Below are 14,374 nucleotides of genomic sequence, written 5' to 3' on the forward strand. Positions count from 1 at the left end.
AAACTTATACTAAAGGATAAGACGTTTACGCTAAAAGACTGAGCACATTGCTATACACTTTTAAGGTTAACATTTAGGTAGCCTATTCATGCGTGCACTTTCTATCTTTCTCTCGCTGGCTTGCGTCTTTTCAATTTTTACTGCAAGTAAAGCATTAAGTTCAACGGAGCCTCTGGTGATTGGTATTGATGCCGATCTTTCAGCGGTAGCTGTTGAAGGTGGCATCGCTATTACAAGAGGGGTCGAGCTTGCCGTCGACGAAATAAATGCCGCTGGTGGGATTCTAGGTCGTCAAATAAAAGTTATTGCGAAAGACCATCGCGGCAACCCAGCTCGAGGTGTATATAACATTGAGCAATTTTCCCAAACTCCCAATTTACTTGCGGTAGTAGGCGGCGTTCATACACCTGTAGTTCTCGCTGAAGTCGACCCAATACACAAAAAAAACATTTTGATGTTGGTTCCTTGGGCAGCAGGGACGCCTATTATCGACAACGGGCACTCACCGAATAACATATTTCGCGTGTCGGTACGCGACGCTGAAGCAGCGTCAGTCCTAATTAATCACGTTAAATATATGGGGCTATCAAATATCGCGTTGGTATTGGAAAGAACAGGATGGGGACGCTCAAATCTTGAATCATTAACCCAAGCTGCAAGTAATAATGATATTGATATAACAGCAACTCATTGGATAAATTGGCAGCAGAAAGACTTTTCTGAGGATATCGCGGCAATAAAAAGCGCGAAAGCGGAAGCGATTATTCTTGTCACTAACGTTCCTGAAGGTGTTGTTGTACTCGATGAGATGGCAAAACAAGGCATCGCCTCTCTCCCTGTTGTGTCGCATTGGGGAGTCGCGTCGGGTCAGTTCGCCTCTTTACTTGCAAAGCCCATCGCTAACTACAATGTGTCAGTACTTCAAACCTTCCACTTCAACCACCAGAAAAATACCAAGGCAAAAAGCTTGTTAGAAGCCTATTATAGTAAGTATGGCTTGGTGGATGCGACTGCGATTGGTGGTGTGACAGGTTTGGCTCATGCTTATGATTTAACTCATTTAATCGCGGCAGCTGCCGCGAAAGCTGGTAGTATAGAAGTGAACGCATTACGCGGTGCGCTAGAGTCTCTTCAAAATGTGCAAGGTGCAGTGAAGCACTACACAGCTCCATTTTCAGAGGACAGACACGATGCACTCTGGGCAAAGGATTATTTTATGACTACGTTTAACGAAAAAGGTCACTTGGTAACAACGGGCGTGCAATGATGCAGCAGCCCCCAAGGTTACGCTCTCTTCTGCTTTCAAGCATGCTACCGCGACTGGTTTTACTCGTCGCGGTTTTGTCTATCATTCTATTTGCTCTCTCTTTTCACTTCATTGTTAAACAAACCGACCAGCTTCAACAACAATCTGTTGATGGTTTAGAACAAGATATCAATTACATTGTTAGCGATACCACTAGACAGCTAGCAGACTTGGCAGCTAACGATATCATCATCAATTCCTTGGTTGATTTCGAGCAAAGGGATAATTACCTTCCCATGTTTTTCCGCTCGTTAAATTTAACTCAGGCGAAAAGTGTCGAGTTTGCGCTATTTGATTTTGCCGGGAACCGGGTGATTGATAAAAACTGGAATGCTGTTATCCCCGAGTCGCTCAATAGTGCATGGCGCCAGCAAACCCTTGGTTCATCGAATGCATACTCCTCGGTATCAAAGAACGGCGTATTAATAAGCGTTCCAGTGTTACTTAGAGGCGTAGCGGAAGGCGCGCTTGTCATGTATGTGGATAGCTTGCAGTCTTTGCTCGCGCCTTACCCCAGACTGACTAACCAGCTTGTTACCGACTCTAGTGGGCATGTCCTATTTAGCAGTGAGCCCTCACTCATTGCTCCAAACTCAGGCTTTTCCGATTTTGATGACAGCGGCTACGCTATAAAAAAGGCTGATTGGCAAAATCTAACCTTGTACAGCGTTAAACCCACCATCACCGCATACAGAGAAGCCGCATGGACTGGGATTGTATTGCTAGCAATGATTGTAGGCTTCGTATTTATCATTTTGCATATGGTGAGTATGACGGGAACGCTTGCCGAGCGAACACTTTCGACTTTGTACAATGACATTAAGAATCGTCTAAACAGTGATGATAAGACCTCACTACGACTTGATAGTGACGTTGAGGCCCAAGAACTTGCGGATATTCGCGAAGCGTTTGACAAACTGATTTGGGATCTGACAGAGGTTTCACTGTCTAACGAACAGTTTTCCAACGTGTTGGAGTCAATGGGCGATATGCTTGTTGTGGTTGATCAAGACAAGCAAATTTTACTTTCTAATAAGCGCTTTGACGACTTTTGTCATGACCAGTACGGTGAAAAGAACGGTATTTTGAAGTTCATTATGCAAAAGCTCGCTTCTTCACAGAGCAATGAACTTACACACTTTTCGGTATCAACCGGCCAAGAGCGGTTTGTTCATTGGACTAAAACATCACTGGCCGATGCTAATGGTAATATTCGTGGTGATATCTATGTTGGTAGCGACGAAACTGAACAACGCTCTCTTGAAAGTCACGTTAAAGTGCTCACTCACGCTATGGATGAAGCAACCGTGTCGATCATCATTTCGGACATTAAGCGCGTCGGCCAACCAATAATATACGTAAACAGTGCCTTTGAAGAGCTTACAGGCTACAGTCGTGAAGAAATAATCGGTCATAACTGCAGGTCGATGCAGGGCGATGAAACCAGCAAGCAGACAGTTGACCAAATCCGCAAGGCTATTGCAGTGCGCGAGCCTATTGAAACGACGCTACTCAACTATAAAAAAGACGGCAGCGCCTTTTACAACCGTTTGAATTTAACGCCGGTAAAAATAAATGGTGAAGTCACTCACTATATCGGGTTTCAACAGGACGTTACTCAACAACGACAAACCGAACAGTATCTTCAGGATGCGCGAGAAAAAGCGGAAGAGTCTGCCCGTCTTAAATCGAGTTTCCTCGCTAGTATGAGCCATGAAATACGCACGCCAATACACGGTATTTCTGGTGTTTTGCAGTTAATGGCTAGCTCTGAACTCACTGAGGAGCAAAAGCACTACCTGTCTCTTGCTAAGTTTAGTATCCAGGGCCTTTTACATATCGTAAATGATATTTTGGACTTCTCTAAAATTGAGGCAGGCCAACTCCAAATTGAAGAAAACCCATTCGACATTTTAGAGTCGCTTGAAAACCTTCAAAGTCAGTACGCGATTATGTGCCAAGAAAAAGGGTTAGCGCTATATTTTCACTTTGATTTACAAGGCTTTCACGTTGTACAAGGCGATGATGTACGCTTTAGACAAATACTCTCGAACTTGTTAGGTAATGCCGTGAAGTTCACCGACAGTGGATGCATTGAAGTCACCACCAGCATTCAGCAAAACGCAGATAACAGCCTTAAGCTTTTATGTAGCGTAAAAGACACCGGCATTGGTATCGCACAAGATAAGCAAAGTACAATCTTTGATGTCTTTACCCAAGAAGACCTTTCTACAACTCGCAAATTCGGCGGAACAGGCCTTGGCCTTTCTATTAGCAAACAATTATGCGAACTCATGGGCGGCGATATAAAACTTGAGAGCGTTAAAGGTCACGGAAGCACGTTCTCTTTCACTATTATGCTTGAACAAGCCGACGAAGCCCTGCTTAAGCCAGTTCACCACTCCTCAGGAGTGAAACGGGAAAAAGGGAAAAAACGTAAAGTATTAATTGTCGAAGACAACGACATTAATCAGGTTATTGTTAAACAGCACCTAAATAACCACACTACATTGAGTGCCAAATCAGGCCTAGAGGCACTTGAAGCGTTGAACAAAATGAAAGTGACCTTTGATGTTGTCTTGATGGACTGTCAAATGCCGGAAATGGACGGCTTTGAAGCAACTAAACGCATAAGAAATGGTGAGGCCGGAGAACGCTATTTGAATGTGCCGATCATCGCACTAACCGCCAATGCCATGAAAGGTGACAAAGAGCGCTGCGTTAATGCCGGAATGGACGATTACCTAAGTAAACCTTTTGATGCTATTGACCTCATCGACAAAGTTGAGCATTGGGCAAGTATTGAAAGAAATAGTGAAGAAAGCGCCGTTCATTAACCTATCGTAGTGGAACATCTTGAGTGAAAGCCTTAGCGACATTAGCCCCTCACATCAAAAAAGTTGTTTCGTTTATCTTATTGATTAACGTTTCGCTTTTTGGCGGTGGCGCGACTGCCGACGAAGTACTACGGTATAACCTTGGAACGTCAGGCAGCTCTATCCCGTACGAAAATGCTGTCGACGAAGACAGGGCCGGTATTCTAGTTGAAATCCTTCCCCTTATTATGAATAGAGCAGGTATTAAGACAGAAAAAGTCATGCTCTCTACCAAACGTGCCATGCTTGCATTTAAAACAGGCGCTCTTGATTTCGACTTCTTCAGTCCAAGCTGGTTGTCTAAAGATGAGCCCGCGGGCGACTTCACTTTCTCAGATCCCATTATAGACATCACAGAATACTTTATTACTCTGCCTGAAAACCATAGCCAATACCAAACCGTCGCCTCTATCTACGGTGAAACCGTAGGGATGATCTCCGGCTATGTGTATTTTGATTCTGATAAGTTCGTCAGAATGGACTTTCAAGCCGAGAGTAACCTTATCTTGGCCCTTGGCATGAAACGGATAGATGTCATCATAATGGAGGAAGCAGCGGCGCGTTACTGGTCTTCAATGCACGACGTAAAAATAGTGCTGGGCCCCATCCATACCGCAGGCAAAATGGCGTTGCGTGTTCACAATCGACATAAAGATAAGCTCCCCGCCATTAACCGCGCCATTGCTGAATTAAAACAAACGGGTCAAATTGATAGAATACTTAACAAGTATTCTGACTTTTCATTATAAGCCACACGCGGTTTCAACATTACGCCGTTGCCTTTTTGCCATAGCGCTTTAAAGCAAATGGAAATTTTATCGTTTGGATTAAAAGGCTAAGACACACCAGCGTCATGCCAACCCACCCCACCGGCTTGAATACTTCACCAATTAGAAAAATAGCGAAAAGTGTCGCAACCAGTGGCTCAATTAACGTAATAAGCGTAGCTTTACTCGCTTCGGTAGTGCGAAGACCATAGCCAAATAGCAAATAACCAAGAAACATCGGCACCACAGCCATATAGAGTGAAACGCTAATGTGGATAGTGTTAGCAAACAAGTTTTGACCGGTAAACCAGAGGGAAGGCAACAGAGCAACGGCAGCGCAACCGAAAAGTCCGGCCATGGCAGATTTTGAATTTGCGCCAGCGTCAATGTGTTGCTTCGCAGCCCATGAGTACCCAGCGTAAGTTAAACCTGCAATTAAACCCAATAGAACGCCGAACACCTGATCATCTTTAGATGCTGACAACGCCATTGCGTCGTGTGCCTTACCCATGGCTAACATGCCAATCCCAAACGCACCAAACACAAAACTAATAAACCATTTTAAAGACACGGGCTTTTTACTTAAAAAGTACTCTAAAAGCGCAGCAAATAGTGGTGCACTGGCGATAGAAACCACGGTGCCAATGGCAACGCCTGACAAACGCATTGAGCTGTAAAAGGCCAGCGGATAAATTGCAACACATGCACTGCCAAACAGAAAGGTCAGTGGTGTAGAAAAAAGAATAGGTGCATCCTTTACCAGTGATTTTCGGGCACTAACACAAAGCAATACACCGCCTATACCCATTGCAAAGGCACCGATTGCCAGAGGACTGATTTCTGGAGCGAACTGAGCGGCAGTGCCTGTTGTCCCCCACAGAAAGCTTGCGATAACAATTGCTAAGACCCCTTTTACTACATCGCTTGTATTCACTGCCTTCTCCACTCTATTACTCACCTTCTTAGCTTTAACTGTTGAACAATGCTTTCATGTTGTACTTTCTAATTAACCCATCAGCTTTTACTGTGACGCTGATATAAACCGATTGCTGCCGCTTGCTTTTATCACTCAGTCATTTTTGCTCTTAGGGTCAACACCTCTCTCATAAAGATGATACTTAGATTATTGCTTTTGTAATTAGCCAGATAGACGCTTCTTTTGACCTTTTAGACGCACATTCCCCACACACTTCCAATTAACACAAAGTTAACAAGTAAAACGTACCGCATTAGATACAACAAAAAATGAAATATTTGTTTCGCAAGTTATGGAAATAACCCAACTTTTTTGCCACATTACGCCCTTGCCTGATAACAAAATAGAAACAACCAACCTGGATGGACTTATGTTTAAAATAGAAAAATCGTCGTTTAGACGAAGCACACTTAGCGTTGCGGTAATGGGGCTGCTTAGCTCCGGTGCAATGGCACAGGACACACAACAAAAGCATGACGATGACTTTGAGCAGATCATTGTAACTGCAACAAAGCGTGCAGAATCCATTGAAGACATTCCTTTTTCAATCAACGCACAAACGCAGCGAGACTTTGAACGCAGCGGTGCAGGAAACTTAGAAGACGTCGCAAGAAACGTGGCGAGCGTCTCAATTCAAAACTTAGGACCAGGCCAAAGCCAAGTATCTATGCGTGGCGTTTCAGCGGGTCAAATTGTACGAGACCAACCAGGCGTCAAGGAGCAGGTCGGCGTATACCTCGATGAAAGCGTGATCTCGCTGTCTTTATTTACTCCAGATCTCGACCTTTTCGACCTTAACCGCATTGAAACCCTGCGCGGTCCGCAAGGTACGCTTTTTGGATCTGGCTCTATCGGCGGAACCCTTCGCTACATCACCAATCAGCCAGAGTTAGATACCTTTGAAGGTAAGTTTGAAGCTAATCTTAATAGTGTGACAGACGGTGGCGTGGGCGGTCACGTTAAGGGCATGGTAAATGTACCTATTTCCGACACCATTGCCATGCGCGCGGTGGTATACCGCACTGATTACGCAGGCTTTATAGATGCGTTAGGTGAAAACGGCGCGTTTAGCGAAGACGTGAACGACGGCGATAGAACTGGCGGACGTGTAGCGTTCATTATCGCACCCAACGATAAGCTCACGATTACACCACGACTTATCTTCCAAGAATTGGAAATGAACGGGTTTAACAGGCAGGAAGTGTATAACGTGTTTGCTAACCCTTACACAACGACCCGCCCAGCTATTCAATTGGGTGAACGAGAACAGTACCTGCTGCTTGAAGAAGGCTTCTCTGACGATACCTTGATTGCTGACGTAACTGCTGAATATCAAGCTGACGTTGCTGACTTTACTTTTGTTTATAGCTATACCGACCGCGATATTCTTGTAAGTCGCGATGCCAGCGCGCTTTCAGGCTCAGTAAGTATCGACTTAGGTTTTCCTGATGAAGCCGTACTCTTACCGTCGAACTTATTAGACAGAACGGAAGTAGAGCAAGATACCTTTGAGCTTCGCGCCGCATCCAATGGCGATGGCGCGCTAGACTGGCTAGTTGGCGCTTTCTACTCTTCTACAGAGCGTGTTTACGACCAATCACTCCCTACCCCTGGGTACGACGCATTTACCGACGCCACCTTAGGTGAAGGCACGTCGGCAGCGGTTGCCAATGGTTTTGAAGCTGATTCTCCCTACAACGCCTATTTACCGTACGACTTGAAGCAGCTTGCTGTGTTTGGTGAAGTGAACTATCAAGTGAACGATGACTTTAAAATGACCGTGGGCTCTCGTTTTTACGATTATGAAGAAGAGCGTCAGTTTATCTCTGGGGGCTTATTTGCCAACGGCGACAACCAGACCGATTCTACAGAATCAGATGGCTTTACTTCTCGCGTTATCGGCCAGTATAGCGTAAACGAAAACGTGAACTTAAATGCTCAGGTGTCTCAAGGATTTAGACTTGGCGGTGTAAATGACCCGCTAAATAGAAGCCTGTGTACCGACCAAGATGAAGCAATCTTTGGTTCGTTCCAAGACTATGACGATGAAAAGCTCACCAACTATGAGATCGGTATGAAATCATCAGGTCGTGGATGGTCAGCTAACATCTCGGCTTTCTATAACGATATTGAAGATCTTCAGGTTACATTGGATGCTGGTTCTTGCTCTTCACGTGTATCATTTAACGTGCCTGACGCCCACACCCAAGGTATTGAATTTGAGCTTACGCGTCAGTTTACTGACCAGCTCTTTTTCTCATTAACGGGTAGCATCATTGAAGCCGAGTTCGATTCAACCGTTGTTGATGGTGATGGTGCGGTACTAGGTGGCGTAGAAGACGGTAACCGCCTAGCTTCAGTACCTGAAGAGAGCTTTGCCATCGCATTTACCTACGATTTAGCGCAGCCTTTATTCTCTTCAAACAGCACCTATTTCCAAGGCTCTTACCAGTACGTGGGAGACCGTATAACCCAGCCTAGTGACCAAGTTGCAGGGGCAGGTATATTCACTTCAGGCCTTGCCTTTGGCGGTGCCACTGGCGCAGAAACAACGGAATTAGACTTGTTGTTAGACGACTACGGCACGCTTAATATGAGCTTCGGTCTTACCTACGATGACTATGAAATATTGCTGTATGCAAACAACCTGTTCGACGAAAACGCGCAGCTATCCTTTGATAGAGAACGTGGTGGACGAGCTCGACTTGGATTTACGGTGAACCAGCCACGCACCATTGGTGCGACGTTCCGCTATTTCTTTCAGTAAAGAGTAATAAATGTCTCTGCCTGAGGAAATATCCCTTCAGGTAGAGGCTTCACTTTCTTTTGGGAAAAGAGTGGAGTTGGCCGTAAGCCGGGTTCTGTCGTGGGCAACCATTCCTCTAGATCAGCAATCGCTCACTGATTCAAGCAACCTACCCGATCCCCATGCGGGCCACACGTTGAGGGATCCTATTTGGTCTTGCTCCGGGTGGAGTTTACCTTGCCACACTCTGTTACCAGAGGTGCGGTGCGCTCTTACCGCACCCTTTCACCCTTACCGGCATGTAAACATGCTTAGGCGGTCTTCTCTCTGCTGCACTTGTCGTCGGCTCACGCCGCCCAGACGTTATCTGGCACCCTGCCCTTTGGAGCCCGGACTTTCCTCCCCTTTCTTACGAAAGCGGCGATTGCCTGGCCAACTCCGCGGCGCATTCTACATGAAGTACTCTACAATAGCACCCTATTCCTGCTCGCTGTAAAAGCAGTGCTCAACGGCGCTTTTATCGAGCAGTTTGGTGATAATGAAAATTTGATCGCCCATTTCTATTTTGGTACTTCCTTTAGGTATAAGGGTTTCTTCACCACGGGCAATCATCGCCACTACCGTATTATCGGGAAGGGCTAATTCGCTAATGGTTTTATGTAGTGCCGGTGATAACTTCGATACCTCTATTTCTATAAGCTCGCGCTTGCTCTTAGCGACTTTAACAATTTCCAGCGTACTCGACTCTTTTACTTCATCGTCCAACACTAAGCCTAACTTACGCGCCGCATAAGGTAAGGTGGAACCTTGCAATAAGGCGGAAATAAGCACGATAAAGAACACCACATTAAAAATGAGCTCGGCGTATGGCATGCCGAATATTAGCGGAAATATAGCGAGTATAATTGGCACCGAACCGCGTAAGCCTACCCATGAGATGAGCAATGATGCTTTGAACGAAAATTTCGAAAGCAACAAAATCGGCATAACCACCAGCGGACGTGCAATAAAAATAAGCACAAACGCAATTAAAAGGCCTTCTTTCCAATTAACAAACAGCTCGGTGGGCGTTACCAACAAACCTAAAATAACGAACATGGCAATTTGCCCAAGCCAGGCCAGCCCATCCAGAAACACGAACGTATTACGCTGATAAGCAAAGCGGCTGTTACCCACGATAACACCCGTAATAAAGGTAGCGAGAAAACCGCTGCCATTTAAGTTCGCAGCAAGGCCAAAAGACAATACACCAAACAACATCACAAATACCGGGTACAAACCGATGGCCATTAAGGTGACGCGTCTGAAAAGCCATACTGCAATACCGCCGATGGCAAGGCCCACTATCGCTCCCACTCCCATTTGACTGGCAAACAGCGAAAGTAAGTCAACTGGCTTAGTGGTGCTGTCTTGAATAAGCGTAATAAGGCCGATTGTGAGGAATATGGCCATTGGATCATTCGACGCACTTTCCAGCTCTAATGTGGATTTTATTTTTAAAGGAATGCGTATTCCAGCGTTGCGCAAAACAGAAAACACTGCTGCGGCGTCTGTCGACCCTACAATAGCACCAAGCAATAAGCCCTTATAAAGCGGTAAATCGAGAATAACCATAGCTGCGATACCGGTGACCACTGCCGTACCAATTACGCCAAAAGTGGCGAGCAACGCGGCGGGTTTCCACGCCTGCGCTATGGACTTTTTTGACGTTTGTAGACCGCCATCAAATAGGATGAGAATAAGCGCAAATGTACCAATGGCATGCGCAGCATCAGCATTGTCAAAGAAGATTCGCCCGATACCATCTTCTCCAGCCAACATACCTACACCAAGGAATAAAACTAAAACAGGTACGCCAAAGCGCGGGGACAATTTACTGGCCAGTACGCCCAAAATGGCAAGCACTGCACTGAGTAAAATAATGTGATCAACTGCAAACATTATACGTTCCTTATTGCCCTTGATGCTCTCACGCAAATTATTCGGGTATGCGTGAGAGCATCAAGGGTTCCTGTTAATACTGCTACCTTACCGCGTTTTTGCACCAATGTATTGAGATACAAAAGCCCGCTGAGGTATTGGGGTTAAGGAACTTGTGCCGCCTAAGGGATATGCGACAACGAAGCCCTAATCTCTTCTGCAGTAGGCTTTAACTGCGCTTTGCCTTGTTTCTCTCTTCTGCTGCCCAACAAATACAGCAGCGTAGAGGTGATAAACAAGGTCGATGACGTGCCAATTACGACAGCAAAAACCATAGGGACTGCAAAACTTTCTACTGCATCACCACCAAAAATAGCCATCGGTAACAACGCCAACAGCGTGGTAACGGAAGTGAACACCGTGCGGCTTAGCGTGCTGTTCACGGCCCCATTAATAGTATCTGCCAATGGCTTGTTTGGGTCTAAACGCAATAATTCACGGATGCGATCAAGCACCACCACCTTATCGTTTATAGAGTAACCAATGAGCGCCAACAGTGCTGCAACAGCCGTTAAGTTAAATTCGATGCCCGTAAGCGCGAAAAAGCCTATGGTTTTGGTTAAATCGAGTATCACGGTTAGCAGCGCTGCGCTCGCAAAATGCGCTTCAAAGCGTGCCCACAGATACACCAACATGCCGCCACCTGCGATAAGCAATGCTAGAATGGATAGCTCTGCAAAGCCTCCGCTGACTTTGGGTCCAACCATATCAATTTTATCAAAACTTACCTCACTGTCGGCTTGCGAAATCGCACGCTTTAGTGCGTCAGTCTGCTTTGCGTTGCTATTTTCAAGCTCGCCACTGCTATCTAGAACAGGGGCTCGCAATAAATAGTGATGTTCACTGCCATATTCTTGAATTGCTATTTGATGAAAGCCATTGCTTTCAATCACATTCCTTAGCTCATCGGTAGTAAGGGTTGGTGCGGTCAACTCAATCATGGTGCCACCGGTAAAGTCGACGCCATAATGTAAGCCAGGCTTAGCAAACAAGCCGATTGAAAGCACGGTTAGCACTACCGAAACAGCGAGTGCAATTTTACGTTTTGCTAGAAAATTAATACCCCTAAGCTTATCGCTTAACCGCAAAAGAGGTGATGAAAAGCGCAAAGGAACGCGCTGCTGCGCGCGATCTTGCGTATTCTTTTGTTTCGATTTAACCACTCTTAGCATTAACATTTTAGTTAGGGCTACAGCAGTAAATACCGAAGACACCAGACCAAGGGCAATTGTAATTGCAAACCCTTTAATAGGGCCGCTACCAAACATAAACAACAAACTTACCGCTATTAGTGTGGTGAAGTTTGAATCCACAATAGTCGCAAACGCTTTATCAAAACCCACTTCTATTGCACTGGCTGCCGGACGACCTTTTTTACTTTCTTCACGAATACGTTCATTAATCAAAATGTTCGCATCGACCGCCATGCCCATGGTTAGGATCAAACCTGCAATGCCCGGCAACGTCAGAGTTGCGCCAAACAGGGTTAATGCGCCAAACACCAACGCCATATTGATACAAAGAGCAAAACTTGCGATAGCGCCCCACCTGCCATAAATCGCCACCATAAATGCCAATACCAGTAACGCACCTGCCACGCCGCTTTCCACTCCGGTTTGAATTGCATCGCTGCCTAAATCTGGCCCCACCGTACGCTCTTCAATAATGGTAAGTGGCACAGGTAGCGCACCAGTGCGAAGCATTAGTGCAGTGTTGCCCGCCTCGGGCAATGTAAAGTTACCGGTTATTTCACCACGACCACCCGGAATCACGCTATTTATGACGGGGGCTGTAACCACTTTGTCGTCAAGGACGATAGCAAGCACACGGCCGATGTTGTCACGTGTCATAGTGGCAAACTGCTTGGCACCTGCGCTGTCTAATCGGAACGTCACTACTGGCTGGCCATTTTCACTACTTAAGACACCTGCCGCATCAGTAATATGCTCACCTTCTAGCGCCACTTTTTGCTCTAAGCGATAGGTATTACCCGCCGCATCTTGCTTATTCATAACCTGCTCAGACTGGCTATTCGCGGCCCAGTGAAAAGTCATTTGTGCGGTAGTGCCCAATAATTTTTTAACTTGGGTGGGGTCAGACATACCCGGCATCTGAACTAAAATGGCGTCTTTGCCTTGTAGAGTAACGCTAGGCTCAGTAAGCCCCGTTTCGTTCAAACGCTTTCGAACTACTTCAACACTTCGGCTTAACGTGTCTTTAACCAGTTGTTCGGTATATAGCTCGTTAAGCGTAAGGGTAACGGTGCTTTGCTTTATCTCTACATCAAGTGCACTTGAACCATTTGGCTGAGCGGAAATTTGATAGGCAATATCGTTAACTTTTCTAGCATCATCTGCATTACGCAATGTAAAGACGACACTTCCAGAACGACTATCTTTATGAGTGAGTGAATGAGACGTCTTTGTATAGCGCACGTTTTGACTGCGCAATTCGCTAAGTAAGTCACTCGAAAAGCTATTTAGTTGCTTTTCAAACAAGGCGTTGGTGTCTGCGGCTAATAGCAGATGCGAACCACCTTGCAAATCTAAGCCTAAAGATAGTGTGGAAGTGGTGTACCACGTAGGTAGTTGCTGTTTAATTGATTGTGGCAATATGTTGGGCGCAGCGCTCAGTAAACCGAGCATAACGATGAGCACATACACAAAGCCACGAAATGAAAATCGTGCCATTTTAGAATCCTGAATAATTAAATTTTTAAAGCGCCTTAATATGCAGCTAAGCGAACGTGCTAGCGCAATAAGGCAAAAAGAGAATTAGCTCAGGGATAAAGGTGGTCCGCGAGAAGGTTGGCGGTAGTGTTGGCGAGCACGGGGTACAACATATGCCATACCCAAACACAGCACAATAGCCAGAGCAATAAACCCCAAGGTCAATTCAACAATTGCCTCGGGCCCATCGCCTTGATCGTCACTGTTTTCTAGCTTAGTGCCGGTAAACCGTAACGAATAGCTCTTGCCCGCGTAGTTAAATTGGGCAAGTGGTGACTGCTGACTTACTTCAACTTCATTATTAATTTGACCACTTTGGAAGCTTGCACTAAGGATGAGACACGAGAGTACCCATGCCATGAAAAGCGGCATGTAGGACGAAAACCCGTGGCGAAAGTTTAGTGCTCTCAAAGTAGTGAATTGTCTATATGTGAAGGAAAAGTCGCACTTAAGACACGCGCTGTTTTATAGCGCATATATTGGGGCGAGTATACATTAACCAACATCATGAGTAACGAAATTACCGTTGAAGTACATAATTTTTGGGTTTTACATTTCTGCCCATCGCTTCTTCTTGTAAGTTTACTCACTTGGATACAAGGTGATTTTATTTGCTTTTTGTATATCAATTGGCAATGAAGCCATTGCTAGACATAACAGGAAATCGCGAGCCATTTGAGGCCATTTATAATGAATACAGCCAGGAGAATGTCGTTAAGTTCCTTACGGTAGACACACGCAATCCGTCTTCCATATTGAATTCCCTTCAATACGCAAGAGATAATGCGCGCACAATCACAGACGTTATTCCAACAGAAGTTATAAGTAAACGCTGGAAATGGAAGCCAGAACACAAAAGTAAGAAGACAAAACAAAGCCCGCGCTAAGCGTAATGCCAGTCAGTTAAGCTGACTGGCATTTTTCTTTGTGGGGTATTTAGTCGGTCTTTTCCTCACTACTCTGGGGTAATACCTGTCAGGTCGTTTGTCAGGGA

At 45.5% G+C, this 14,374-nt stretch carries 9 protein-coding genes and 1 other RNA gene; 5 read left to right on the forward strand and 5 right to left on the reverse strand.

What is annotated here, in order from left to right; translation table 11 throughout:
* Positions 1-88: 88 nt before the first annotated feature.
* Genes F0261_RS16495 through F0261_RS16505 form a run of 3 tightly spaced genes read left to right on the forward strand, consistent with a single transcriptional unit; the run spans position 89 to position 4,931 of the window.
* Positions 89-1,267 (forward strand): ABC transporter substrate-binding protein, encoded by a 1,179-nt coding sequence (locus F0261_RS16495; RefSeq protein ID WP_171338482.1) that lies wholly within the window; start codon positions 89-91, stop codon positions 1,265-1,267.
* A complete protein-coding gene (locus F0261_RS16500; protein WP_171338483.1) occupies positions 1,264-4,143 on the forward strand; it encodes an ATP-binding protein in 2,880 nt (959 codons plus the stop codon). Before F0261_RS16495 ends, F0261_RS16500 begins: the two co-directional genes overlap by 4 nt.
* A gap of 23 nt (positions 4,144-4,166) precedes the next feature.
* The gene (locus tag F0261_RS16505) at positions 4,167-4,931 is read left to right on the forward strand and encodes an ABC transporter substrate-binding protein (RefSeq protein WP_014978427.1); all 765 of its coding nucleotides are present in this window, start codon (positions 4,167-4,169) and stop codon (positions 4,929-4,931) included.
* A gap of 19 nt (positions 4,932-4,950) precedes the next feature.
* Here the strand turns inward: F0261_RS16505 and F0261_RS16510 are convergent, their stop codons facing one another.
* The gene (locus tag F0261_RS16510; RefSeq protein WP_171338484.1) at positions 4,951-5,895 is read right to left on the reverse strand and encodes an EamA family transporter; all 945 of its coding nucleotides are present in this window, start codon (positions 5,893-5,895) and stop codon (positions 4,951-4,953) included.
* Between the two features lie 400 nt (positions 5,896-6,295).
* On the opposite strand from F0261_RS16510, the gene F0261_RS16515 reads away from it, so the two are divergent.
* Positions 6,296-8,692: a TonB-dependent receptor gene (locus F0261_RS16515; RefSeq protein ID WP_171338485.1), complete on the forward strand. Its 2,397-nt coding sequence runs from the start codon at positions 6,296-6,298 to the stop codon at positions 8,690-8,692.
* 68 nt (positions 8,693-8,760) lie between these two features.
* On the opposite strand, the gene rnpB is transcribed toward F0261_RS16515, so the two are convergent.
* The 4 genes from rnpB to F0261_RS16535 all read right to left on the reverse strand — a co-directional run bounded on the left by rnpB (position 8,761) and on the right by F0261_RS16535 (position 13,740).
* Positions 8,761-9,111: RNase P RNA component class A (gene rnpB / locus F0261_RS16520), an RNA gene on the reverse strand.
* Between the two features lie 37 nt (positions 9,112-9,148).
* Positions 9,149-10,612, reverse strand: coding sequence for a potassium/proton antiporter (locus F0261_RS16525; protein ID WP_171338486.1), 1,464 nt, complete (start codon positions 10,610-10,612; stop codon positions 9,149-9,151).
* Between the two features lie 161 nt (positions 10,613-10,773).
* Positions 10,774-13,341, reverse strand: coding sequence for a protein translocase subunit SecD (gene secD, locus F0261_RS16530; RefSeq protein WP_171338487.1), 2,568 nt, complete (start codon positions 13,339-13,341; stop codon positions 10,774-10,776).
* An 84-nt stretch (positions 13,342-13,425) separates the two neighbouring features.
* The gene (locus tag F0261_RS16535) at positions 13,426-13,740 is read right to left on the reverse strand and encodes a hypothetical protein (RefSeq protein ID WP_239245054.1); all 315 of its coding nucleotides are present in this window, start codon (positions 13,738-13,740) and stop codon (positions 13,426-13,428) included.
* A 251-nt stretch (positions 13,741-13,991) separates the two neighbouring features.
* Between F0261_RS16535 and F0261_RS16540 the strand changes: the two genes are divergently transcribed.
* Positions 13,992-14,267 carry an alpha-E domain-containing protein gene (locus tag F0261_RS16540; RefSeq protein ID WP_014978406.1) on the forward strand — a complete coding sequence of 92 codons (276 nt, stop codon included), beginning with the start codon at positions 13,992-13,994 and terminating at the stop codon, positions 14,265-14,267.
* Positions 14,268-14,374 lie beyond the last annotated feature (107 nt).

It is taken from the genome of Alteromonas sp. 07-89-2 (assembly GCF_013113925.1).
Taxonomy (GTDB): Bacteria; Pseudomonadota; Gammaproteobacteria; order Enterobacterales; family Alteromonadaceae; genus Alteromonas; species Alteromonas macleodii.